Origin of the sequence: Terrimonas ginsenosidimutans (assembly GCF_022012415.1) — a bacterium.
Lineage (GTDB): Bacteria > Bacteroidota > Bacteroidia > Chitinophagales > Chitinophagaceae > Terrimonas_A > Terrimonas_A ginsenosidimutans.
This window is the reverse complement of the sequence record NZ_JAKLTR010000002.1, coordinates 276,156-301,573: the sequence shown is the minus strand read 5'-3', so window position 1 is coordinate 301,573 and position 25,418 is coordinate 276,156. Positions and strand designations below refer to the sequence as shown.

16 protein-coding genes are annotated in these 25,418 nt (G+C 47.5%); 12 read left to right on the top strand and 4 right to left on the bottom strand.

All coding sequences use genetic code 11. From position 1 onward, the window contains the following. Window positions 1-194: 194 nt before the first annotated feature. The 10 genes from LZZ85_RS03775 to LZZ85_RS03730 all read left to right on the top strand — a co-directional run bounded on the left by LZZ85_RS03775 (window position 195) and on the right by LZZ85_RS03730 (window position 18,576). Window positions 195-3,335 carry a SusC/RagA family TonB-linked outer membrane protein gene (locus LZZ85_RS03775; RefSeq protein WP_237868609.1) on the top strand — a complete coding sequence of 1,047 codons (3,141 nt, stop codon included), beginning with the start codon at window positions 195-197 and terminating at the stop codon, window positions 3,333-3,335. A gap of 10 nt (window positions 3,336-3,345) precedes the next feature. Continuing rightward, window positions 3,346-4,833: a RagB/SusD family nutrient uptake outer membrane protein gene (locus LZZ85_RS03770; RefSeq protein WP_237868608.1), complete on the top strand. Its 1,488-nt coding sequence runs from the start codon at window positions 3,346-3,348 to the stop codon at window positions 4,831-4,833. A 162-nt stretch (window positions 4,834-4,995) separates the two neighbouring features. Next, a complete protein-coding gene (locus LZZ85_RS03765) occupies window positions 4,996-7,266 on the top strand; it encodes an FAD-dependent oxidoreductase (RefSeq protein WP_237868607.1) in 2,271 nt (756 codons plus the stop codon). A 114-nt stretch (window positions 7,267-7,380) separates the two neighbouring features. Further along, window positions 7,381-9,066 carry a sodium:solute symporter family transporter gene (locus tag LZZ85_RS03760; RefSeq protein WP_237868606.1) on the top strand — a complete coding sequence of 562 codons (1,686 nt, stop codon included), beginning with the start codon at window positions 7,381-7,383 and terminating at the stop codon, window positions 9,064-9,066. A 13-nt stretch (window positions 9,067-9,079) separates the two neighbouring features. Then, window positions 9,080-11,458, top strand: coding sequence for a hypothetical protein (locus LZZ85_RS03755; protein ID WP_237868605.1), 2,379 nt, complete (start codon window positions 9,080-9,082; stop codon window positions 11,456-11,458). A 69-nt stretch (window positions 11,459-11,527) separates the two neighbouring features. After that, window positions 11,528-14,473 carry a hypothetical protein gene (locus LZZ85_RS03750; RefSeq protein ID WP_237868604.1) on the top strand — a complete coding sequence of 982 codons (2,946 nt, stop codon included), beginning with the start codon at window positions 11,528-11,530 and terminating at the stop codon, window positions 14,471-14,473. A 5-nt stretch (window positions 14,474-14,478) separates the two neighbouring features. Further along, entirely contained in the window at window positions 14,479-15,186 is a 708-nt protein-coding gene (locus tag LZZ85_RS03745) for a GDSL-type esterase/lipase family protein (protein WP_237868603.1), read from the top strand. Between the two features lie 2 nt (window positions 15,187-15,188). Further along, window positions 15,189-16,460 (top strand): SGNH/GDSL hydrolase family protein, encoded by a 1,272-nt coding sequence (locus LZZ85_RS03740; protein ID WP_237868602.1) that lies wholly within the window; start codon window positions 15,189-15,191, stop codon window positions 16,458-16,460. 14 nt (window positions 16,461-16,474) lie between these two features. Further along, a complete protein-coding gene (locus LZZ85_RS03735) occupies window positions 16,475-17,878 on the top strand; it encodes an alpha-L-fucosidase (protein ID WP_237868601.1) in 1,404 nt (467 codons plus the stop codon). Window positions 17,879-18,222: 344 nt separating this feature from the next. Then, window positions 18,223-18,576, top strand: coding sequence for a hypothetical protein (locus tag LZZ85_RS03730; protein ID WP_237868600.1), 354 nt, complete (start codon window positions 18,223-18,225; stop codon window positions 18,574-18,576). Window positions 18,577-18,697: 121 nt separating this feature from the next. Here LZZ85_RS03730 and ric read toward each other — a convergent pair whose 3' ends face one another. The 3 genes from ric to LZZ85_RS03715 form a co-directional block, all read right to left on the bottom strand. Next, window positions 18,698-19,414 (bottom strand): iron-sulfur cluster repair di-iron protein, encoded by a 717-nt coding sequence (gene ric, locus LZZ85_RS03725; RefSeq protein ID WP_237868599.1) that lies wholly within the window; start codon window positions 19,412-19,414, stop codon window positions 18,698-18,700. A 537-nt stretch (window positions 19,415-19,951) separates the two neighbouring features. Next, window positions 19,952-20,344 (bottom strand): group III truncated hemoglobin, encoded by a 393-nt coding sequence (locus LZZ85_RS03720; protein ID WP_237868598.1) that lies wholly within the window; start codon window positions 20,342-20,344, stop codon window positions 19,952-19,954. Window positions 20,345-21,200: 856 nt separating this feature from the next. Then, window positions 21,201-21,509, bottom strand: coding sequence for a hypothetical protein (locus LZZ85_RS03715; protein ID WP_237868597.1), 309 nt, complete (start codon window positions 21,507-21,509; stop codon window positions 21,201-21,203). Window positions 21,510-21,718: 209 nt separating this feature from the next. Between LZZ85_RS03715 and LZZ85_RS03710 the strand changes: the two genes are divergently transcribed. Beyond that, window positions 21,719-22,624: a CE1 family esterase gene (locus LZZ85_RS03710; RefSeq protein ID WP_237868596.1), complete on the top strand. Its 906-nt coding sequence runs from the start codon at window positions 21,719-21,721 to the stop codon at window positions 22,622-22,624. Between the two features lie 35 nt (window positions 22,625-22,659). On the opposite strand, the gene LZZ85_RS03705 is transcribed toward LZZ85_RS03710, so the two are convergent. Further along, window positions 22,660-22,803 carry a hypothetical protein gene (locus LZZ85_RS03705; protein ID WP_237868595.1) on the bottom strand — a complete coding sequence of 48 codons (144 nt, stop codon included), beginning with the start codon at window positions 22,801-22,803 and terminating at the stop codon, window positions 22,660-22,662. On the opposite strand from LZZ85_RS03705, the gene LZZ85_RS03700 reads away from it, so the two are divergent. Further along, a complete protein-coding gene (locus tag LZZ85_RS03700) occupies window positions 22,802-25,171 on the top strand; it encodes a S41 family peptidase (protein WP_237868594.1) in 2,370 nt (789 codons plus the stop codon). The two genes, LZZ85_RS03705 and LZZ85_RS03700, sit on opposite strands and share 2 nt — an antisense overlap. The last annotated feature ends 247 nt before the right edge of the window (window positions 25,172-25,418 follow it).

Genomic DNA, 25,418 nt, shown 5'->3' with positions numbered 1-25,418 from the left:
TGAAATTCTTTGCGCCTTTCCCGCCTCCTTGCGTTCTTTGCGATCCTCCCTCTCTATCGGGAACGGTCCCGAAATCGTTCCCGATACTTCCTCTTTCCGAGGCACGTACCCGGAATGATTATCCACTGTAAATTACACCTGCTTGCATAAAAGTTCACCGCAGCCAAACTCTATTAGTTTAACGATTGATGCTTATGAAAAAGAGAAATCTATTCCCACCGGGCTTACTCCGCCCGGCTCTGACTTCCCTGATCGCCCTGCTCCTTATGATAACGGTGCAGGCACAAACCCAGACAGTAAAAGGAACAGTTGTTGACGATGCCGGTTCACCCGTCGCCGGGGCAACCATCCGCGTCAAAGGCGAAAAACTGGCTACCACCTCCGGCGAAGATGGGTCTTACACTCTTGCCGGTGTTAAATCCAACGCAGTTATTATTATCAGTTACACAGGCTTCGAAGAGCAAGAGCTTTCCCTAAGTGCCGGTGGCCCCGGCCGTGTACAAATGAAAAGGAAAGACATCAGCCTCGATGATGTAATTGTTGTAGGGTATGGTTCAAGAAAGAAATCTGAAGTGACCGGAGCCATCACTTCTGTAAAGGCCGCAGACCTCCTTCAAACCCCTGTTGCCAACCTCGCACAGGGGTTACAGGGAAGGGTTGCCGGTCTCCAGATCACCCAGAACAATGCCGCTCCCGGTGGAAGCATCAGTGTTCGTTTGCGCGGAACCAACTCGATCAATGGCTCTTCCGAACCACTATATATTATAGATGGAGTACAACTTCAGAACTCCACCGCTAGTGGCGTTTCCGGCCCGTCTACACTGGGAAACATCAGTGGCGTTGGCGGCTTTGCCAACCAGGTAAGCTCTCTTTCTTTCCTTAACCCAAACGATATCGAGTCGATCGAAGTGCTGAAAGACGCATCTGCCGCTGCCATCTACGGTTCACAGGCAGCAAATGGCGTGATCATCATCACTACGAAAAGAGGTAAAGCAGGTTTCTCCAATATTACCTATGATGGTTACTACGGCATGCAGGAGATCACTAAAACGATCCCTGTACTGAACGCATCTCAGTTCGCCCGAATAGAAAATGAGATCTATAACAATAACCGCTTCCCGCAGCCTGACTCCTTTGGGGTGGGTACAGACTGGCAGGATGTGCTATTTCGCAGAGCTCCTATCCAGAATCACCAGGTTGGGTTTTCCGGTGGTAATGATAAAACACAAGTGCTGATGTCGCTGAACTATTTCGGACAGGAAGGTATCGTGCTGAAATCAAAGTTCGACCGTTATGCAGTTCGCTTTAACCTGGATCATGCTGTAAAAAGCTGGCTGAAAGTTGGCACCACTACCACCTTCACCCGTTCTGTCAATAACAGGATCCAAACAGGATCTGTAAATAATGATGGCGGCGGTCTGACGCAATCGCTCATTGGCGCTGCACTCAGTGCTCCGCCACATCTGAAACCGTATGACGCGAACGGGAATGTACTCGCCTGGCGGGATCAGCCTTATGGCTCGTTCTATACCGAATTGCGGAATCCGGTACAGGGTGGACAAACAATGGATATCACCCGCACCAATACGGTACTAAGTAATGTGTACCTCGATTTCAGCATTCTCAAAGGACTGAAATACCGCGCCAACCTCAGCGCCTATACCAACAACGCGCTGACGGATTATTACTTCCCCGCTTCCGCTTTTACTGCAGGGGAGATCACCATCGCTGGCGGATTAGGCGGTTACGGCATGAAGATGAATAACAACTTCATTCGCCTGATGCACGAGAGTATTCTGACTTACGACAAGTCAATCGGAACTGACCATAATTTCAAAGTAACCGGAGTATTCAGCACGCTGGAAAATAACAGTAACTATAACTACATGATCGGTTATGGTTTTGTGAATGACGCCACCACCAACGAAGCCTTGCAGCTTGCCAGGAACTTCTCAGTCAATACAGGCAGAACAAAAGACAACCTCGTATCTTACCTCGGAAGGATCAACTACAACTTCCAGGGAAAATATTTCGTTGACGTCACTGCCCGGGCAGACGGAAGCAGCAAGTTCGGCGACAATAACAAATGGGGCTTCTTCCCCGCGGTATCGGCTGCATGGAATATGAAACGCGAGAACTTCCTGTCTGACATCCGCGCGATCACTAATTTAAAATTACGGGCAAGCATCGGGAAAACCGGTAACCAGGCCGCTGTGGATCCTTATCAGTCACTCGCGATCGTTTCCGCTGGTAATGATTATATCTTCAACAACGCGCTTACAAAAGCAGTATTGCCAACCGGAGTACCTAACCCGGATCTTAAATGGGAAACATCCGTTCAATCAGATATCGGCATCGAAGCAGATTTCTTTGACAACCGCCTGAACTTTGTTGCAGACGTTTACCTGAAAAGGACAAACGACCTGATCTTCAAAAAGAATCTTCCCCTGTCCTCCGGATACGAAACAGTTGCAGGCAACTTTGCTTCACTGGAGAATAAAGGCATCGAGCTTTCGCTTGGTGGCGATATCATCCGCAATAGCGACTGGAGATGGAGTATGAGTGCAAACGTTACGATCAACCGCAACAAACTGCTGCAGCTGGCAGATGATTCAACAAGAGAAACGGCTATTAACAACTATAACGTACTGGTCGTCGGTCAGCCATTAGGTCTGTTCAAAACCTATGTGTACGATGGTTTATTCCAGACCGGCGATCCGATCATTCCAGGGCAGCCGGTAACCAATCCCCGCCCCGGAACACAACGCGTAAAAGATATTGCAGGTGGTCCTGACGGAAAACCTGATGGCCGCATCACCGATGCTGACAGGATCATTACCGGCAATGCAAATCCGAAATTCGTATACGGATTCTCCACGAACCTTAAATACAAACAATTCGACTTCTCCGCATTCTTCTCAGGAGTACAGGGCAACCAGATCTTTAACCTTGCGCGCTGGACACTGGAAAATCCACTGGGTGGACGTAACGTTCTGGCAGGCCTGGCAGATCGCTGGTCAGCAACAAATACCGGAGGCCAGTACCAGACATCGATCGGAAGCCAGGGCGGACGACTGCCTTTATCTGACCGTTACCTGGAAGACGGATCTTTCCTCCGTTGCAAGAACATTTCGTTTGGGTACTCTTTTACAGCAAAACGCATCGGCTCAGCAAGAGCTTATGTAAGCGCAAACAACCTGTTCACCATTACAGACTACACAGGGTTTGATCCTGAAGTCGGCTCATTTGGTAATTCAAACACGCAGTTTGGTGTTGATAACATCGTTTACCCACTCTCCCGTTCATTCCTTGTCGGTTTGCAAATCACTTTTTAAAATGCATTTTATGAAAAGGCTTATATATATCAGCATATTCCTGGTCGCTTTCACCAGCTGTAAAAAGGCATTGAAAGAAACGGCCTATTCGTCCATCTATACGCAGGACTTTTATTCAAGCGCAGCAGAAGCTGAAGCAGCGATCACTGCGGTCTATGGTAACCTGTATGTAATGTACAGCAGTGCTGCGCCACTCTTCGCGTCAGACTGGGCAGCCGATCAGATCTTTCCAAGGAACGTGGTAGGAAGAAACTCGATCACCACTTATACTTATGATCCTCCCTATTCCGTACAAACAAGTTTCAGCCGCGCAAATGAATCCCCCCTGGAGATCTGGAAGCGCGCTTACCAGGGAATCGAAAGCGCAAACTGGGTGATCCAAAAGGTTCCAGGTGTGAACATGGATACTGAAAGACGTAACGCGATCGTTGGCGAAGCACTCTTTCTCCGGGCATTCTTTCACTGGATGCTCGCCAAGAACTTTGGAAGCATCGTTGTTAAAACAACGGCGACCAATTCCATCGACGCCGCATTCGTTGGCAAAAAACCGATCAATGAAGTATATGATCAGATCCTGACCGATCTCCGTGAAGCAGAAAAAATGCTTCCCGACTATTCATCATCGCTGGTCAAGGGCCGTGTATGCAAGCAAAGCGCACAAATCCTGCATGCAAAGGCAGCACTGTATAATGAAAGATGGGACGAAGCATTAGCCACAGCGCAGGCGGTGATCAGTTCCGGAAAATGTACACTTGTTCCTTCGGCGATAGACCTGTTTACCGTGGCAAAAAAAGACCTCGCGCGTACGGAAGTAATGTTTGCCGTTGAACTGAACAATACCTCTAACCCGATCCGTCAGTCACAGGTTCACTATTTCTACGCACCACTCGGCATTTCCGATCTGAATAAGGGCGGCGCTGGCGGGATGTATGTTTTCAGCAAATTCTATAACTCGTTCTTCAACCAGGATAAAAGAAAAGCATTGATGCAAACAAGCTATATCAATGGGTCTGGTGCAACAGTGACACAGGCGAACATTGATACACGTTTGGCTACAAAAGACCTCGTGATCATGGCTAAACTAAAAGACCCCAATTCTGTTGGTGCGTATGCAAGCAACAATCTTTACCTGCTCCGCTACGCAGATGCATACCTGATTGCCGCAGAAGCCGAAGCTCGTAAAAGTGGTGCCACGACTGCCGCATACGGTTATATCAATGCTGTAAGAAGACGTGCAGAGATCCCTGACCTCACTGCCGGTCTCTCCCAACCAGCTTTTATCGATTCAGTATTAAGGGAACGCTCTTGGGAATTCTATGGAGAAGGCGACCGCTGGTATGATCTGACGAGGACAAACACATTCATGACGGTGATCCCTACTGCGATAAACGCAGATTATCCTGTCAGAACACCACAACCCAAACATAAATATTACCCTATTCCACAGATCGAGATCATTGCAAACCCGATGATCGAACAGAACCCTGACTGGAAATAATTTAATCCTATTGACAAATAGCATCGTTTAGTAAAATAGGCTGCGTCGGCGTAACTATGACTGTCTGGTTATAAGATAAACCAGTTATAAAGATCTGTATTAGCCGACCAAATATCTGGCATCGACCATCGATCTTACTAAACGAGCGCAACCCAGGAAGACATGATAGTGAATGAAGGCGGAAATGCCAGGAGTCTTTTCAGTGAAAAAGTAAATGCAGACCTTGTTATTGTTGGAGGAGGCGTTAGTGGCGTATGCAGCGCCATCACAGCCGCAAGAGAAGGTCTGAACGTGGTATTGGTGCAGGACAGGCCCGTGCTCGGCGGCAATGCATCAAGCGAAGTACGCCTTTGGATACTCGGCGCCACTTCTCATATGGGCAATAATAATCGTTGGTCACGCGAGGGCGGACTGATCGATGAATTGCTTGTGGAAAATACCTACCGCAATCCAGAAGGAAACCCGGTGATCTTTGACACCATTATGCTGGAAAAAGTAATAAAGGAAGAAAACATCCGGCTGTTCCTGAATACAGCAGTGTATGAAGTATCAAAAAAAGACGACGATACAATATCTGCTGCCACCGGCTTTTGCAGTCAGAATCAGACAACATACATTTTTGAAGCTCCTTATTTCTGCGATGCGTCCGGCGATGGAGTGGTCGCATTTCTGGCCGGCGCTGCATTCAGAATGGGCGCTGAATCAAGGGATGAATTCGGCGAAAAATTCGCTCCTTCAAAAGAATACGGTGAATTGCTTGGACACAGTATTTATTTTTATTCGAAAGATACGGGTAAGCCGGTGCGGTTCATTCCTCCCGCTTACGCGCTGGATGATATCAGGAAAGTTCCCCGCTACAAAACCTTCAGCCTGAAAGACCAGGGTTGTAAGCTTTGGTGGATCGAGTATGGAGGCCGGCTGGACACAATTAAAGCAACGGAGCAGATCAAATGGGAACTGTGGAAAGTGGTATATGGCGTTTGGAATTATATCAAGAACTCCGGCAATTTTCCCGAAGCAGAAACTTACACGCTTGAATGGGTTGGCACCATTCCCGGCAAACGCGAAAGCCGCCGCTTTGAAGGTGATTACATGCTCAGGCAACAGGACATCGTAGAACAGGTACAATATGATGATGCAGTTTCCTTCGGAGGCTGGTCTATAGACCTTCACCCTGCCGACGGCGTATTCAGCGAACTACCGGGCTGCAATCAATGGCACAGCAAAGGGATTTACCATATACCTTATCGTAGTTTATATAGCAGGAATATTTCCAACCTTTTCCTTGCAGGGCGAACGATCAGCGCCACGCACGTTGCCTACGGTTCCACCCGGGTCATGGGCACTTCTGCCAATAGCGCGCAGGCGGTTGCGATGGCAGCGGTGATCGCCCATGAACGGAAGATCCTTCCCGCCAACGTGCTTGATCATATCCGGGAACTGCAGCAACGCCTGCTGAAAAGCGGGCAGTTCATTCCAGGTATTACCAATGGCGATGAAGCTGATCTCGCCCGCAACGGAAAAGCAAAAGCAACAAGCGAATTCTCCTTACTGTCGCTTCCCGAAAACGGAGAAATCTACCCGATGGAAACCGGTATCGCTCAGCTCCTGCCCGCAGATGCCGGGAAATTACCCGCGATCCGCTTCCATTTGCAGGCGGAAGAAGAAACAACCGTCACTATCCATCTCGCAATTTCAAGCCGTACCTCCAGCTTCACTCCGGACCAGATCCTTGAAGAAAAAAAGATCAAACTGGAAAAAGGGAGGAACTGCGTCGAATTACATTTTGACACAGAGATCCCCGAACAGCAGTATGTATTTGTGGTATTAAGAAAGAACCCGGCAGTAGCAGCCTATCTCTCCAACGCCAGGTTGACAGGCCTGCTTTCCTTATTCCAGGCGGAAAACAAAGCTGTTTCCAATACAGGTGTACAAACACCGCCGGAAGATATCGGCATTGATACCTTCGAATTCTGGACGCCAAAGCGTCGCCCTGAAGGACAAAATCTCGCAATGAGTTTTTCCAGGCCTTTGCATATCTATTCCGCCTCAAATGTCAACAATGGATATGCACGCCCTTACCTGTCACCCAACGCGTGGGCGGGCAGTCTTGCTGACCCGCACCCTTCACTTATTATTAAGTGGGATCAGGCGATCACTATTCGATCCATTCAACTCAGTTTTGATACGGACTTTGATCATCCGATGGAATCGGTGCTAATGCATCATCCTGAAAGTGTAATGCCCTTTTGCATCAGGAATTATTACATTTATGATGGTCAGGGAAACCTTGTGGAAAGTGTTACGGGTAACTACCAATCCCGGAACACCATTACACTGCGAACACCGTTGGTTACGGACACACTATTGATAAAATGTGAGCACCCGGCAGATAACATTCCTGCCGCTGTTTTTGAAGTCAGATGTTACTGAAGGGAAGATTTCCTGCAATTGCGGTGACATAACCGACCATGCTGGAAAACTTAACGTTAAACTATTAAACTTTAAAACTTACTCCGCTAACCAACCGGCGTGCCTGTTAAAACTATGAGCAACCTCGATTTTGTCGTAATGAGTGTATTTGCCATCCTGATGGTCGTCATCGGGCTGGTGTTTACTGTACAAAGCAGTAAAAGCTCCAAGTCGTTCTTTGAAGCAGGCGGCGCCACTCCCTGGTGGATCAATGGTCTTTCACTTTTCATTTCCTATTTCTCCGCAGCCACCTTTGTCGTCTGGGGATCGATCGCTTACAGATATGGACTGGTAGCAAACGCGATACAGTTCACGATGTGCCTGAGCGGACTCGTCACCGCACTCTTCATCGCCGCAAGATGGAAGAAAACCGGAGCCACTACAGCCGCAGAATACCTGGGCAAACGATTCGGCAGGACCGCGAAACAATACTATAGCTACATGATCCTGCTGTACAGCCTTGTCAGCACCGCCGCCGTATTATACGCCGTCGGGAAGATCGTCTATGTCGCCACGCCATTTTCACTGGAAGCATGCATCATCGTCATAGGTATCACCATCATCATTTACACAACCGGCGGTGGCCTCTGGGGCGTGCTGGCAACAGACGTGGTACAGTTCGTGATCCTGTCTGCAGCCGTGATCATCATTATCCCACTTTCACTGGCAGAAGTTGGCGGCATGTCAAGCTTTCTTGAAAAAGCACCTCCACGTTTCTTTGAGCCTGTGAACAGTGAATACAGCATCGGTTTTATGATCTCTTTCTTTGTGTACCAGGTGGTATACATCGCGGGGAACTGGAGCTATGTGCAGCGTTATACATCCGTTTCTTCTACACGGAACGCAAAGAAGGTCGCCTATCTTTTTGCCGGACTTTATCTGATTGCACCCATCATCTGGATGCTGCCTCCGATGATCTACCGCGTGATCAATCCCGGTTTGGACGGAGCGAGTGCAGAAGGTGCTTACATGATGCTTTGCCAGAAAGTATTACCTGCAGGATTGATCGGCATTGTACTTTCCGGTATGATCGCAGCTACCGCAAGCAAAGCAAATACTACCATCAATACAGCAGCGATCATTTTTGCACAGGATATCTATAAAGACGTATTTTTCAAAAACACATCTGACAAACGGATGATCCTGGTAGCAAGATTGTTCACCGTGCTCTTTGGCGCCGGTACGGTCTACCTGGCGATTCTTGTTCCTGCCGCAGGCGGAATTGTAGAAGTAGTATTAAGCACGGCCGCAATTGCCGGCGGAAGCTTATTCGCCCCGGTGATCTATTCCTTATTTTCCCGAAGGCAAACAGCTACCTCGCTTATTACGATCTCCGCTGTCTCTTTGATCGTTAGCCTGTTCTTTAAAGTATTTGGAAAAGCAGCATTAGGCATTACCTTATCGAGAACAATGGAAACGGTTGTTGGTGTCGGCTTTCCGTTATTGCTGCTGATAGCATACGAAGTGTATGCATTTTTCCAAAAGAAAGACATTCCGTTCATGCAGGCAAGTGGCGAACAATTGCTGGTGAGCCGCGATCCCGAAGCGATCAGGCAAAACCGCTTTGGCATCCAGGTGATCGCATGGAGCACACTTGCTGTCGGGTTAGGGATCTCCATCCTCGGCTTCATCGCGGATAACGGGGCAGTAGCGGTAACCATCGGCCTTCTGATCACACTGATCGCTGCCATTGTGCTGGTAAAAAAATATACCGAAGCATCGGTGAGCGTACAAACACTGCCGGAAAACAACCATCTTTAAGTGAATGATGAGCATGAGCAATCATAAGAACTGTTTCCTTTTATTCCGGTATATATCCGGCCTCCTTTTGCTTTTATTCACGATAGAAGGAGCAGCGCAGGGTCCAGCACCTGTCTACCTCCGCGGCGACCAGGAGATCACTTTCAAATGGCGTTTCGGTTATAGCGAATATCCCTTCCCGCAAGACTCTCCCACCGCTCAGGAAGATGCTGCACGCGGAACATTTGGCTGGTATGACGGAACCTTATGGTCGCATGGTTACAAAACCTGGGATAATACCACCATACACGGCGTTCAATTGCTTTTCAGAGGAGGTTCACCTTATGCCCGCGAGATCAAATGCACCAGTGAGCTCATTCCCTATTCTGCTGCCGGAACGCCGGTTTCGTTCATCATTCCATTTATGTATACGATCGGTTCGGAAGAAAGCCTCGCTTTCTCTTTGGGAGTAAAAGGAAAAGAAGAAGAAACGATCGTGTGCAAACTCCGGCCTCAACAACAAACTACCTTTACCGGTGGTTTATTCAAGGTCAATTTCATTGCACTGAAGATCACAAGTCCCGCAGGAAAAAAACCAATTGTATCTGTGTCAGGACTGATGCATATCCGCGTATACCCCCAAATGCTGTCCTATGGAGCCCGGCAATCGTTTGTATTCAGCTCCAATACCAAACACATGGATGTTGAGTCAGGCATGCTGATCGGTTCTGTATACAAAGACCTTTCAAAAGAAGACCCCTATCTACTGGCCGCACAATTCAATATACCCGCAGATTCTGCTTCCGCGATCATGGCGCAGCACGATGACCGGCTTCGCCAGTGGAATCTGAATACAGCACAGATCGCCAATAAATTAATGACGAAAGGAACGATAGAAGTATCGCTCTCCGGCAAACCAGAAAAGCGGGACAGAGGTGAACTTCGCGTGATGGCTTATTCCGGCAACCCCGTGAAAGACTTTCAATATGGAAAGCCCACATCACAGATCAAAGAGATGGCACAATCGGTAACGAATGCCCTGGGAAAGAAATTCTCCTTATTCCGCTATCAACACCACTACCTTCCCTGGAAAATAGACAACCCCGCAGAGCTCGACTCAACCCAACTTCCTTACCTGACACAATGGCTCGAAGCTGCCGGCATGTATGCAGACACTGTTGTGCTCGACCTGCAGATCACTCCCATTGTAAAGATGTATAAGCAATACAGCAGGATGGGCCAACTGGCATTACCTCCAACCGGCACACCGGGCGCGGAATGGGATCGCATCAGGCAGGGATACCTGACAACACTTCGATTTGCCAAAAAGATCTGCCCGTCGCTTAAGATCGTTCAAATGCCTTATGAGCTGGACAATATTACCAACACTTCCGTACATGCAGATGCGCACTACAGTTTCTTTAAATGTTTGTACGAAGCAGTGGGTGAGTTCAACAAAACGCAGCCTTCCACGGAAAAGCTCAAAGTAGCCGGTCTTGGCAGTAATAATCCTAACAGCCGCTGGGAATTTATCAATGGCTTTCTTTCAAGATACAGCAAAGATGCATCACCATTAAAACGCCTCGATTATATTGCGTGGCACACTTATCTTTTTCCAGGAAATTATCCATCTATGGTAAAAGGATTCACTGACAGCCTGCAAACTATCTTAAAAAAGAACGGACTTGATCCCGATATCCCCGTACTGGTTGATGAAATGGGTCTCGCGGAGCCTTCCACCATAGAAGACCTGAGCGACCTGCAGGGCGCCATGAAAAAGGAAGCCGCAATGGCTTCTTTCACGACCGCCCTTCATGAATACTACGAGCGCGAACATGGACAATATCTCCCGGTAAGCGGTGCCGGATGGCATTTTGCCTTGTTAACTTATGGGAAGCAGAATGTGTTGTCAACATATGCAAAAGGATTATTGCTCCGGAATAAACTGGGCGATCGGAAGATCCCGTCATCGGCAACACCAGTTGACAACCATGGCTACGGATTGCATTCCATCGTTACAAAAGAAGATAAAAAGATCAGCATACTGATCTACTGCACTTCTCCTTCGATCTTCTATAGCGCAGCAAGGCCATTGAACTACCGCGATATAGATATCATCCTGAAAGATCTTCCGTCATCATTCAGAAATACAAAACTGAAGATCACGCAATGGTACAGCACGCCGGAAGATTCCGCTGTCGCCAGGATCCTCTCGCAGGATAAATACCAGACCCTTCCGCTGACCCGTGGCGCTGACAGGTATGAAAAGAACTTTACAAAAGAAGAGATCAATATACTGAACACGATCGGCAGGCAAACAACCATCGCAGCTTCAGGGAAAAGCAGTTTCAACTTCAGGGCTGATCTTGACGCCTACGGAATGCGCCTGATAGAAATAGAACCCGTTGAATAATAGACTCAGCAAAATAAACAGATCAGCATCTACCCATTAAACCTTAACCTGCGAACAACTTGAAAACACATGAAGTATTCAGTACTCTCTAAGGGTAAAAGGGAAAATATTATAAAAGGAATATCCTGCTGGATAATACTGACCATTTTCAGTGTTAATGGTGGGGCGCAAATGATCCGGAACAGCTATTATACCGTATCCATCAGCGCCGGCGGGCAAAAAGACTTTTCCTTTAACATCACGCATAAAGCAAGTGGTATTAGCAGGAAAATAGTACCGCAATTGCAACTTGTTTTTACAACAGATCATCCGGCTTTGCGTGGAGTGGCCATGGACGGCCAGCCCGGCGTAGTTGCCTGGAACACCTCCAAAGGATTGATTCAGGACATCGGTGAACTGGGCAGTACCACATTAAAGGCGACTGCCGTTCAACAAAAGAACAACGAGCTTTTATTCAGCTTTGGCAAGCAACCGGAAGGAGAAGTATCCCTGACCGTAAAATTCGATCCATCGCAACAGGCACCATTATTTGAAATGGGTTTGACTGCCGCCCGGCAGGGACATTATTCCATTGGATTTACAGGTATGCCATCAGTAGACTCTTCAGCGCTTGACTTTGTATACCAGCCATTGACATGGAGCTGGAAAAGATTCCCCAGTCGCTTTGGTTTAACGGAAGAAGCGTATGCCAACACCGCTGCCGTATTTACCAACCATCATGGCTATAGCGAAGGGCTTGCTGTTTCAATTGATGATATACCCTACCGCTACGCACTCGCCGCACAATGGAATAATGCAGGCAAGGCTGATAATAAGTTCTGGTCCGTATTCCCCGCAGACGGCCCGAAAGGGAACAGCCTGTTCGGAATGGCGATCAGGAACCCGCAGGGCAAAGCACAGGCAACCGTTTTCTCCCCTTTACCCGGTACGGAGAAATCGATGATGCGTCCCGGCGATCATTACAAGCTCTCTCTCGTTTATTTGCTGTATCCCGGCAATTGGGAACAAGGCACTTCCTTCCTGTTGTCTTCTATATTCAGATACAGAAATGAACGTGAGAATAATAAAGTTTCATTGAACGGAACGCTGGACAATATGCTGGACTTTGCAATGAATGACGTTTACAGTGGCTGGAATAAAGAGCTGAAAGCATCCGATTATCAGTTTGATGTTCCGGGCACGGTAAAAAACGTTTCCGCCTTGCATCCGCTTAGTATCGCAATGATCACCGGCAGTGATGAGATCATGCAGAGAAGAGCCTTGCCGATGATCGAATATGTGATGAGCAGGGAAAAGTTTCTTTATTCAACCAGCGACTCTGCGCACCAGGCACAGGTGCCTTCACACTTGCTGAACGGCCCCTGCGTGGATATAGGAGAACTGGTTGGCCTGAATGAACTGACCAAAGGACAGACTCCTGCATTTTCCATTGAAGCCGACAGGCTCTTCGGGAAAAGCAGGCAACTGAACATGAATACTGAAACCGGCGGAGGAAGCTGGCAGGACTATCTGGCGCGATACAGGATGTACAAAAGAAAAGACGATCTGCGGAAAGCGATAGATGGAGCTAACGACTATCTGAAGCAGGTTTACCAGCGTTATTCGTCCACATTTTTCGATTCTCCGGGATTAAGGGACAAAGGAGCTGGCTTCACTACGGATTACGGATATCGCATCTACGATCTGTATGAACTTTACCAGGAGACCAATAATGAAACATTTCTGAAGGCTGCCCTAACGGGAGCCAAACAATTGTTGCTTTGGACAAGAAGCAATCCGTCTCCCCCACCCGGCAACATCACCATCAACAAAGACGGTGAAGTAAAGGGGATCTTCCCGGGACGACGAGTGAGCGCTATTGAAGGTTCTCCATTCGCACCAATGAATGAAACAAGCTATGTACCCGAAATGACTGTCCCAGCCTGGCAGACCTCCCTGAACGGTCTCGTACCGGAAGCACCCAATACCTACGCATTCGGACCTGTCATGCTCGCACATCACGCAGCCTGGCTGCTGCGTCTTGCCTATCATTCCAATGATACATTATTGCGTAACGCTGCCTATAATGCGATCGTCGGCCGGTATGCAAATTTCCCTGGTTACTATTTCACCTCCCTTCATACAGACGTGTATCAACGCTTCGACTATCCATTGCACCCTTTCCATGACGTGAAATATAATGCCATCTTCTATAACCACCTGTGGCCACATCTTACGCTGCTGATGGACTTTCTTGTATCCGATTTCTTTTTCCGCTCGAAAGGAAAGATCAACTTCCCGGCCACCTATGCCCCCGGATATGCCTTTCTCACCAGCAATGTATACGGTGCAAAAAAAGGAAGCATGATGGGTAACGACAGCATTCAACTCTGGATGCCCACTCATGCATTGCAATCAGACGGAACAGCCTTCAATCACATAATGGGCCATAGTGACAAAGACATATTTATTGCCTTTACCAATACTGCAAAGAAGATTACCACAGAAAAAATCAGGCTGAACAGGGATGTCATTGGCTGGTCTGCAGGACGCCCCTACAGTATTATAGAGTACAAAGAAAACGGCACAAGCAGAAAGGCTATATTAAAAAACGGAGAACTATCCATAACATTACCTGCCGGAGGGTTTACCTGTATCAGGATCAAAGACATTTATCAGGAGCGAAAAGACGTAAAACAAACACAACGGATCACCGGATCAAACAGCAACCGTTTTGTGCGTATCAAAGCAAACGAAGACAGTACAGCAGCAACCACAGCGATGATCATTCAACCCACCGATCGACTGGCTAAGTTTTATGCTTATTGCAATAAAACGGAGAAGGAATGGACAAAATGCAACCTGAGATATAGGCTAAACGACAGCAAGGAATGGCTGACAATAGAAGACAATACCTACCCTTTTGAGTTTGACCTGATCTTACCGGCTGTTAAAGACAAAATTTCCTTTGAAATAAATGCCGTTAGAACAGATGGCAGCAGGATCAGTTTTCCAGTACAAACGATCAACGACTGATGCAAATGAACAGAACCATTTTGACTATATCAATAAGAACCTGCTGCATCGTTTTGATCGCACTCACCCTGCAGGCATGTTCCCCGGGAAAAAAGCTTTCCAAAGATAAAGAGCTCACCCTGCTGGGTCTTGGGGACTCCATCACAGAAGGAGGCCCGGAATTCTTTTCCTATCTGTTTCCGCTTGATTCAATGCTTTCCCGATCGGATCATAAAATCCGCTTCATTGGACCACGCAGGTCTGTACAACAAGGAGACACGCTGTATCACTCAGGCTTCAGTGGAAAAACAGCAGAGTATCTCGCAAAGATCATCGACAGTGTATACACTTCTTTCCCTGCCGATCTCATATTGCTTCATTCGGGGCATAATCATTTCATAGAAGAAGCACCGGTCAATGGAATCATCAATGCGCAGAAAAAGATCATTCAAACCATCAAAGAAAAAAAACCGGCCGCAGTCATTTTTGTTGCCGCAGTGATCACGGCCGGCAAACTACCCAAGTATGAATACATCCCGGCTCTGAACACCGCCATTCATTCCATGGTAAAAGAAATGAATGACCCTTCAGTAATATTCGTTGATCAGCAGGATCAATGGGATTGGAACACGTATACCATTCATGACAAAGTGCACCCAAATCGCGCCGGAGCAAATATGATCGCCGCAAAATGGTATGCCGCAATCAACAAATTCTTAAAGACTAAACCCTGAGCATGTTTTTAACAAGACCAATAAAAAAACTACTCCCACTATCACTCCTGTTGGTCATCCTTTTTACCGGTATGACCATCGTGGCAAACGCACAGGCAGATTCCCTGCTTGCAGCAAAAGAGCTGACCATAAGAAACGGGCTGCCTCATTTCTTTGCCCGGGTAAACACAGGCAAAGCAGTGAAGGTTGCATTCCTCGGAGGAAGCATTACAAGGGCAGGAAATGGTTACCGCGACCAGGTAATGACATGGCTGAAAAAACAATACCCATCCGCCGGCTTTGAAGAGATCATGGCGGCAGTTAGTGGTACCGGTTCGGACTTTGGTGCATGCCGCGTTCAGCAACACGTTATCGACCATAACCCCGATCTGGTATTTGTAGAGTTTGCTGTGAATGATAACCGCATGCTCATGCAGTTTGTCAGGGAAACAATGGAAGGAATCGTACGTAAGATCAGGAAGGCAAAACCCAAAACAGATATCTGTTTCATTTATACCTTCTCAAACGAAAATCTTCCAGCCTTACAAAAAGGCCTGTTCCCCTCCTCTGTGTCTGCCATGGAGGCAATAGCCGACCACTACTCCATTCCCAGCATACACATGGGACTGGCGGTGATCGACCAGATCAATAAAGGGAAAATGCTGATGCTTGGCAAAAGAGACTCCACCTATGCAGCCCCTCTGTTTTCGATCGACGGCGTTCATCCCTTGCCCGAAACCGGACATAAGATCTATACCGAAGTACTTGCAAAAAATCTTCCCGCATTGAACACCAACTCCACCCGGAAGAAGCACTCAATGCCCGCTGCAATGGAGGCAAACAACTGGAGCAATGCCGGAATGTATGACCTTTCAAAAAAGATAAAATTCAACGGTAACTGGCAATTCACAGATTCTGTGACCAAAGGAAAGGAATACTTTCCGCTGCTTCCAGAAGTTCAGTCGACAGCATCCCCGGACGCAAGCTTAACAGTCAGCTTTAAAGGGAGTCGCTTCGGAATGGCCGATATAATGGGGCCGGGAACCTCTGCCATTGAAATCACTATCGACGATCAGCCACCGCGCATCATCACCAGGTTCGATGCTTTCAGCACTTACTACAGGTTGAACTACTTCCTGATCTCCGGTCTGCATAAGGGCAAACATACGGCAACTGTAAAACTATCATCAACACCTGTGGACAAAGCTGCAATTCTGAAAACACGGAACACCGTGGTAAAAGACTGGAGCCTCTACGAAGGAAAAGCCATGTATATTGGCGCTATCTTATATTGAACAACAATTCACATATGAAACGTACTACAAATCCAGGAATAAGGTCCACCCTTATCATCTTCATCGTGCTTGCAATAAGCCATCTGAAAGCAACCGCACAGCAGAAATATTCGGCCGATTGGAAATCGCTGGATACAAGACCCATTCCGGCATGGTTCAATGATGCCAAATTCGGCATATTTATTCACTGGGGCGTTTATTCGGTTCCCGCATGGGCTCCTGTCGGAAAAGATTATGCTACCTATGCCAAGTATTCCGAATGGTACTGGAACCGCCTGGTAACGGACAGTTCAAAAGTGGGTAAGGCGTTTCGCCAGTATCACAATAATGCATACGGCCCCAATACAAAGTATCAGGATTTCGCACCGCAGTTCAAAGCGGAGTTATTTGATCCGCAGCAATGGGCTGAGATCTTTAAGAATTCAGGAGCAAGGTATGTGGTGCTGACCTCCAAACACCATGACGGGTTTTCGCTATGGCCAAGCGATCAATCATGGAACTGGAATTCGGTAGATGTAGGTCCGCATCGTGATCTTGCCGGCGATCTTACCACCGCAGTGAAAGAAAAAGGGTTGCACATGGGATTTTACTTTTCCCTGTATGAATGGTTTAATCCACTGTACAAAAGCGACGTGAACAAATACGTAGATGAACATATGATGCCACAGTTAAAAGATCTGGTAACGCGGTACAAACCTGATATAGTATGGCCTGATGGCGAATGGGAACATCCAAGCGCCACCTGGAAAAGCCCTGAATTCCTTGCATGGCTTTACAACGAAAGCCCGGTTAAAAATTCCGTAGTGGTAAATGACCGCTGGGGAAAGGAAACGCGCGGCAAACACGGCGACTACTATACTACAGAGTACGATATCGTTCACAACGAAGATGCTACCAAAAAGAAGTTTGACCATCCCTGGGAAGAATGCCGCGGCATTGGCGGATCATTTGGCTTCAATAGAAATGAAAACCTCGGGGATTATGAAACATCAGATGCGCTCATTCATATGCTGATCCAGAAAGTATCCCGGGGAGGAAATCTCCTGCTCGATATCGGACCAGCTGCCGACGGAACCATTCCCGTGATCATGCAGCAACGGCTTGCAGATATAGGCGCCTGGCTGAACATTAACGGAGAGGCTATTTTCAGCACAACAGCTGCTTCGTTGACCGCATCCAACGGAATCTCCTACACACAGAAAGGAAAAGACCTGTACGTGTTCCTGACCGCAGCACAAGCACAGGCTATTAAATTTGATCTTCCTAAGTCTCCTTCACGCGTAAGCCTGTTGGGCAGCAATAAGAAGATCAGTTACTCATACAAAGGCGGCAAGTGCACGATCGAAGGATTGAACCTGCACCCGAGCCTCCCTTCAGGAGGATATGCGTGGGTGCTGAAATTAGAAGGTGTTTACTGAAGACAACACATCGATACAATTCTGACCAGCTTACAGGTCTGTTCAGCGGGAAAGCTGCAGAAGATCACCGTATTATTTGTCGCCCCATTGAACAGATCTGTGCTCGGCCTGTAGAAAATAAAGGCACAGGAACTGCTGTGTGTTCCACTATCACCTGCCAGGAATATCATTTCATGGAGCGTCAATTGCGATATAGTTTACCTGAAGAACCCGTTTTACAGCAATCTTAAAATCAAAATACCAGAGTATACTCTTAGGTCAGCATTATTTATTGTTAAAACAGGCAGTGCCAATATTTTTTTTCGCAAACATTTGCGAGGTTTGTCTCAACCCAAACCTCACCTATGCTCAGAAATGTACTCTACCCCGTTCTATTGTCGCTTACGATCCTGCTATCATTCTCCGGTTGCAAAAAAGAAACCATTATAGTCTCACCTGCCGAACAAACCGCAAACGAGATCAGGTCTGTTGCGGAAAAGAATAATATTTCCGGAGTTTTCGCAACAAGAATTGGCCAGTTTCCGGGACAGTTCCCTGCAGAGGCCACAACAACCTGGACCATTTCAAACGGTTTTTTCAACCCAAATTACTCCTCCATGCCCAGCTATAATCTCGCGTACCTGGTTTCGTATAACATTTCCAATGTAACCCTGAGCAATGGTACATCCTCCAAAGCATTAATACTTTATTTCCAATAACGATCCGGTGTAGCACCTTAACACTGTTAAAAACAAAGTCCGGGTCAGGCCAATAAGCCTCCCTGCAAGAAGCGTATTCGCAAGACCCGGACAGATGCTTGTCGCAGAATACCGGACCGCTTTATTTCTTCGCCTGCTCCTGCATGGCAATAGCCTTGGGGAAGAGAATATTATTTTCAAGATGGATGTGATGATGCAGGTCTTCTTCAAATTCTTTCAGCATCCTTAAGATGACTCTATACGAATTACATGCATCCCCGGGCGGCGTATAATTATTGGTAAGTACAGAGATCCGGCGAAATCGCTCTCCTTCATGATCATGCTCATGCATCATAATACTCACCGGGTTCTCTACCCGGCCAAATGGCGCATGCACTTCCTCCGTTCCCGCTTCAACCATTCTACGTACAAACGGAAACAATACGCGCTCTTCTTTTTCAAGATGATCCACCAGATCAAATGCCGCTTCGCTCAACAAGCCCTCCACTTCCCATAATTCAGGATGCAGATCACCATGTACTTTCGCGACGTGGTTCAACAAAGGGGCGATCTCCTTCAGTTTCGCCCTGACATACCGATGATGCTTTTTCTCTATATAATCTGCCAGCAGGTCCGCCGGCCAGCTATTAAAATCTGCGACGGAGCTCAGCATGTCAGCCGGTATATTCTGCAGAGATCTGATCAACACATCTACATCAATGCCACCTTTCTCGCAAGCCTGTTCCAGGCTCCGGTTGCCGTTGCAACAATAATCAATATCATAACGCTTAAAGACAGAGGCTGTGCGATAATCATTCGCAACCAGTTCGCCTACGATCGTTTGGGGATGGATATACATATCTTCATGATTGGATTAAAAAACATAATTCCTGTAATAAAAAAATAAATAAGTTCAATAGCTTCCATACCTGCATTACAGAAGTGCAGATCTGAAGGTTTTGGTATACCACTATTCACATCTACGTCAGCACGGGCATGAGATTCCGGCAATAAGCAGGCTGTTTGAACGACCAGCAGCAGTACAGCTATTCCAAAAATGATCAGCAACTTCTTTTGAACATTTATCCTGGAAACAGAATGCTAAAGCATGATTAGTTAAAGATTTTCCCGAAAGGTCATTCGATGGCCGATGGCCGATGACCGTTGGCCGAAAATACATCTACCTACTAGTGTCAATACCCTATACCAATTAGCAGGAAATAGCTTCCATCCAAATGTGGCACTCGGCCATCGGTCATCGGTCATCGAGCTAGTGTAGGAAAATCTCTTAGACTAAACGACATTGATTTTCAGTCAGGCTTCCATAAAGTTGATCGCGGCTACAACGCCGATACTCGTAACGGCAGGCAACGGCAATTGGGGATCGGCGTTCCATTCATAGAATGTTCAGCGGACGGCTTTTGAAATATTCGATCTTTGAAAGAAACATGGCGGCCATTTTATCTCCACGCCATTTAGCCTCCTCCGCAATACGGCCGGCAAAGAACCGGTCAATAGTGCTGCGCCATATCGTTAGCCATGTATCAAAATGCTCGCGCGTCAAAGGCAGTTTAGCATGTGGGGGAAACGGACTGCCATAATACGTATGCTCCTCCAGTAAAACGGTTTGCCAGAACCGGTACATCTTTTCAAGATGCGCTGACCAGCGCTCCTGGATGATACGGTTGAAAACAGGTCCAAGTAATTCATGCTGCCTGATAGCCGAGTAAAAACTATCTACCAGTAACTTTATGTCTTCTATTTGCGAAATATCCTTTTTTACATGCATAATGATGGGCTTTAGCATCTGCTGATCAAACCTGTTCTTTCTGACAGCAATGTTACGAATGGCCCCGTGGTCAATTCCGGATAACGATCATCACCAGCTATGATTTTCGTCATACATGTATTTTCTTCCAACGAGGTACATAGCTACACTGACTCATTCAATCAGGAGAAAAAGTTGGAGGAGTGAGGTTTGAGGTTTTGAAAGTTTCACAGGTTCTATAGTTTGCAAAGGTTTCAAAGGTTGATATCTCACCATAGGCTTGGCAAGTCCCGGGGACCGGGCTTCTATTCCCGCCGCGCGCTACGATCCATTCGCGATCGCGCACGCTGATTCATGCACCGCCGCGCGCGCTGGGCAGAAATGGGCATACGACAGCAACCGCATTGCTGCGTTTGACTGTCGTCGCCCACTTTTCAATTGTATAATTCCACATTTCCTATCTCATTCTTCCTTTTTTTGATCATAGATGCAATAAAAAAACGCACCGCCCTTTTCAGGACTGCCCTCCTCCACCAGTCCTGAAAATGACGGTGACTAAGAAATTTCTCTGTGGTAAATATCGCTTTAGGCAAAAGAGAATCCATGGGAAAAACACAACATCTCCGGGGAAAATAACGGAACTATAGCGATGAATAGACGATCGCTAACATAAGCTGAAGAACTCATCGCCCACTTTTGCTCCTGCTCCATCAAGATCCAGGAAACAAATGAAGCGGTTCGCCAATAAAAGAGGCCGCATCGGTTGATGCGGCCTCTTTTATCAGGAAAATATCTGTAAATAACAAAATTCCATTTGCAGGATACCAGGGCATTTTCATTTAACTGATCTGCCTGACAGATCGATCATCGCAGATCCTTATGCACGGGCAACAATGGCGTCCTGACCGGGAGCGATTTCATAAGTAAGATCGCCACTGGCATCCGCCTTCAGATCAACGATCCATCCTTCGGAACAAAGATCTTCCAGGATCAACTCATAGCCGGGATCGAATGCCAGTAAGTATGGCTGTGAAGGAAGTGCTACCCTGAAGTGCCGGTTCAATGAACAACGTAACACTTCGCGGTACGGACCTGGCTGATGGACGGCCTGCGGATAAAGTTCCTCCTCAAACGCGGCCAGGTGACGAATAAAGATCCACTGAAAAAAACGACGCCAATTTTTCATACGGCAAATGTTGAACGGTGAAAAATGAATTACGGCAAATGCATATATCAAATTTAAGGGGATACGTCTGTATTGCCCGTAGTTTATCACCCTATTTTTTTTGTAGAAAAACTACTACACCAAATCCGCGACTCCACTCCCCGCAGCGACAGCAACAATATGCCGAAACAATACCTCCGATAAATCTTCTGAAATCGTATTTTAGGTCTATGAAGAATGGAATTTCCAAACTGTTGCTGATCATTGCATACCTCGTAAGATCAAGCGAAGTTCCGGCGCAGCAAACGGTTGAAGGCTCCTTTGTTCATGGCGGCATCAACCGGTCTTACGCTGTTTATGTTCCGGCCTCCTATATTCCAGGGCAGCCTGTGCCCTTACTTTTCAACCTGCATGGATATGGGAAAGATAAAGAATACCAGGAATCAAACCGCGATTTCAGACCCGTGGCAGATACCGCACGCTTCCTGGTTGTTCACCCCGATGGAACAAAAGAGCGACTCACCAAACAGCGTTTCTGGAACTTTGGAAGCGTAATGGGTTCGACTGTAGACGATCAGGGGTTCCTGGAAGCGCTGATCGACACCCTGGCCAAACGGTTCAGCATTGATCAGCAGCGGGTCTATTGTACGGGTATGTCGAACGGAACATTCATGGCTTATTATCTTGGATGCAAAAGCAAACGCTTTGCTGCGGTCGGTGGTGTAGCTGGTGGTATGTCTGTCAGTATGTATAAAGATTGCGAACCGGTTAACCCCATTCCCATCATTCACATCCATGGTACAAAAGATCCGATCAATAAATATAAAGGCAGCTCATCCGCTATCGGCATTGAAGCGATATTACAATTCTGGCGGGATAAGAACCATTGTAGTACCAAACCGGAGGTCACCGCTATTGAAGATGCAACGCCCCTCGATAAATGCACGGCCGAAAGAATTGTTTATTCAGGCGGCATCAATGGACACCGTGTAGAGCTTATCAAAATCACAGGCGGAGGGCATACCTGGCCCGGATCCGATAAACAGGGAGGTCTGCTGGGTAAAGTGTGTCAGGATTTTGATGCCCGGTTGGAGATATGGCGTTTCTTCAGGGAATTTAAACTGACAGGGAATTAATAGAACGATCTCACTTTTTACCGCCCGATCAGGCATCACCAGGCTACTGATCGCAAGCCTTCCACGCAGGATTTCAGCACTGGTAAAACCCAGGGCAGCCAGGTACCAGGCTGCGGCTTCACCAATTCCTTTACAAGACGATAATGTTTTCTCCAAAGGAAAACGTAGTTTAGATTCATGAACCATGTATCTCTTTTCAGGTCCACGATCAACACTGCAGCCATTGCGATCCTGCTGTCAACATCAACCATCGTTTCCGCTCAATCTCCTGTCCTGTATCCAAAAAAATACCTGCAGAAGAAGGTGTCTGCCGGCCAGCAGCGTTCTGCCGCGGAGGTCCGCCGGTTTACTGATCTCGGTAGGCTATGGGGAGTTCTCCATTATTTCAACCCGAAAGTAAATAGTGGAACCGTTGTTACAGACAGCATTGCCCTTCAGGCATTGCGGCTCATGCTGACTGATGCATCTGCAAAAGGGTTCAGGAATGCGGTTGCGCAGATGCTTACAACAGCTGGAGACCCTGACTCACGACTTGTTGAACATACAACCTCACCCTCGCTGTTGTTCTCTCCCGAAAACGCCGCTCCAAAAGTGTTTACTCCCGCAAGCGATATTCTTTTTATCTCCTTCCCTCCTTTGTCCGCAAATCAGCTGGAAGACCCCTCCTCCATCCACGGCCTGATGCCTGCACAGTGGACGAACGCCAAAGGGATCGTGATCGATATCCGCAGCTCAAAAACGGCTGAACCTTATTCGGAAGCTGGTTTTATCTATGATGTAATGCCACAGCTCCTCGGCGCACTCGCGGGCAACAAACAACTTCCCGCTGTTTTTGAAAAACGGATCATTCACAACGGATTTGTATCGCAATCGTCCAACGCTCCCAACATTTATAACAGCGGCTTTCAAACCACCGCCGCCGGGAACTATTCCGGGAAAGGTAATAACGCGCCAATCGGCAAACCTGTCGCGATCATTTATAATCGATATACAGACATCGAAATATTGAAACAACTTTGGGTGCTCAGGTCTGCCGGACTTTGCAAGCTCATCTTCGAAGGAGCCGCGGGATCAGAGCCCCGCGGCAGTACCGAGCGACTGATGCTGACAGATGACCTTGCCGTTCAGGTTCGGATCAATGAATTTCAATTATCCGGAAATCAAGCCCTGCCCTCACCCGATCTGTTCATCGATCGCATTACCGATACATCGATGAAAGGAAGTTTTGTACAACAGGCCATCACACTGCTCACTGACAAAAAGGAACAAACGCTGAAAGCACCGGCAGCAGCAGCTGATTTTATAGCTCCAAAACCGGCCCGCTATGCTGACACGCTGGTGCCCTCAGCCGAACTACGCTTATTCGGTTTATATAACTTCTGGAATGCCATCCAGTATTTCTCTCCCTATAAACACGAACTGGATCATTCATGGGATTCTGTACTCCACAGGTACATTCCCGTCTTCCTGAACGCTAACGACTCGCTTTCCTATATGCTTGCCATCCGCGCGCTTGCCAGCGAAACACAGGACTGCCATGGCTTTATTGGAACGATACGCGCTGCAACGCCCGCACGTAAATTTTATGGCGCCTGGCCACCCATCCAGATGGGATATGTTCGTGGCAAAGTGTATATCACTGAAATGGTGAAAGACAGTTCGCAGGACCTCAGCCAGATCCAACCAGGTGACGAAGTGATCAGCATAGACGGACTGTCGATCAAAGAACAGGAAGCTCAATGGCGCGCGTATATTCCCACCAGCAATGAAAATACCTATCAGCGCGATGTTGCCAATTACCTGACCGTCGGTCCGCTGAACTCTGCCACGACCATCTCCCTTCGTCGCGGACAACGGAACTTCACCGTAAAACTGAACAGGAACGGCCGCTGGCCATTGGGACGGGGATTTGCCGACTTCAATAAAAAGCACAGCACAACAGAACTCCTTCCCGGTAATATCGGATACATTAATATGGGTAATCTGCGCCCGGCAACTGTAGACAGCGCAATGCGCGCATTCGCCGGTACCCGCGCTATGATCATGGATATCCGCAACTACCCGCAGGGAACAGCCTGGTCAATAGCGCCTGGATTAACGGACTCCGTCAGGACTGCCGTAATATTCGACAAGCCATTTGTTGACTATAACTATTTACGTGGCGGGGAGGATAAGTCAACACTCAAGTCAGCCTTCACTGTAATGCCTTCCGGCAAAACGCCATACAAAGGAAAACTGATCATCCTCTGTGACCGCACCACGCAGAGCCAGGCGGAATATTCTATCATGATGTTCCAGGGAGCCATAAAATCCACCGTGATCGGTAATCAAACAGCCGGCGCCGATGGCAACGTAACGGAGGTCACCCTGCCCGGCGGTTATTCCATCTCATTCAGCGGATTGGGCATTTACTACCCTGACGGAACGCCCACACAGCGAAGAGGTATTAAAATCGACATACAGGCGCAACCAACAATTGGTGGTTTGATGGCAGGGAAAGATGAACTTCTCGATAGAGCCGTATTGTTTATTAACACAGGAAAATAGCAGAATTGCCCGGATCACTCCGGGCAATTCTGTACAACCACAAGCATGGCTAACAATTAACCTGTATAGCTATTTTGGACGAGTCACTTTGAAAAATAGTGTACCGATACGCTACAATTTCCCCGGTAAAACGGCCGGTAAGTGTACCAATACTGTACAAACCTTTTACCCGGCACCTACAGTCCAACCATCTTCTCTGCATACTCTCTACCATGTCTCTTCGTTGTCAAAGCTGTCTTGCGGCTTC

Bases quoted from the DNA above. Each gene is read 5' to 3' on its own strand.
- LZZ85_RS03750 (WP_237868604.1), top strand. From the start codon at position 11,528: ATGAAGTATTCAGTACTCTCTAAGGGTAAAAGGGAAAATATTATAAAA.
- LZZ85_RS03745 (WP_237868603.1), top strand. From the start codon at position 14,479: ATGAACAGAACCATTTTGACTATATCAATAAGAACCTGCTGCATCGTT.
- LZZ85_RS03770 (WP_237868608.1), top strand. From the start codon at position 3,346: ATGAAAAGGCTTATATATATCAGCATATTCCTGGTCGCTTTCACCAGC.
- LZZ85_RS03710 (WP_237868596.1), top strand. From the start codon at position 21,719: ATGAAGAATGGAATTTCCAAACTGTTGCTGATCATTGCATACCTCGTA.
- ric (WP_237868599.1), bottom strand. From the start codon at position 19,414: ATGTATATCCATCCCCAAACGATCGTAGGCGAACTGGTTGCGAATGAT.
- LZZ85_RS03740 (WP_237868602.1), top strand. From the start codon at position 15,189: ATGTTTTTAACAAGACCAATAAAAAAACTACTCCCACTATCACTCCTG.
- LZZ85_RS03755 (WP_237868605.1), top strand. From the start codon at position 9,080: ATGAGCAATCATAAGAACTGTTTCCTTTTATTCCGGTATATATCCGGC.
- LZZ85_RS03700 (WP_237868594.1), top strand. From the start codon at position 22,802: ATGAACCATGTATCTCTTTTCAGGTCCACGATCAACACTGCAGCCATT.
- LZZ85_RS03730 (WP_237868600.1), top strand. From the start codon at position 18,223: ATGCTCAGAAATGTACTCTACCCCGTTCTATTGTCGCTTACGATCCTG.
- LZZ85_RS03760 (WP_237868606.1), top strand. From the start codon at position 7,381: ATGAGCAACCTCGATTTTGTCGTAATGAGTGTATTTGCCATCCTGATG.
- LZZ85_RS03765 (WP_237868607.1), top strand. From the start codon at position 4,996: ATGATAGTGAATGAAGGCGGAAATGCCAGGAGTCTTTTCAGTGAAAAA.
- LZZ85_RS03720 (WP_237868598.1), bottom strand. From the start codon at position 20,344: ATGCATGTAAAAAAGGATATTTCGCAAATAGAAGACATAAAGTTACTG.
- LZZ85_RS03705 (WP_237868595.1), bottom strand. From the start codon at position 22,803: ATGAATCTAAACTACGTTTTCCTTTGGAGAAAACATTATCGTCTTGTA.
- LZZ85_RS03715 (WP_237868597.1), bottom strand. From the start codon at position 21,509: ATGAAAAATTGGCGTCGTTTTTTTCAGTGGATCTTTATTCGTCACCTG.
- LZZ85_RS03775 (WP_237868609.1), top strand. From the start codon at position 195: ATGAAAAAGAGAAATCTATTCCCACCGGGCTTACTCCGCCCGGCTCTG.
- LZZ85_RS03735 (WP_237868601.1), top strand. From the start codon at position 16,475: ATGAAACGTACTACAAATCCAGGAATAAGGTCCACCCTTATCATCTTC.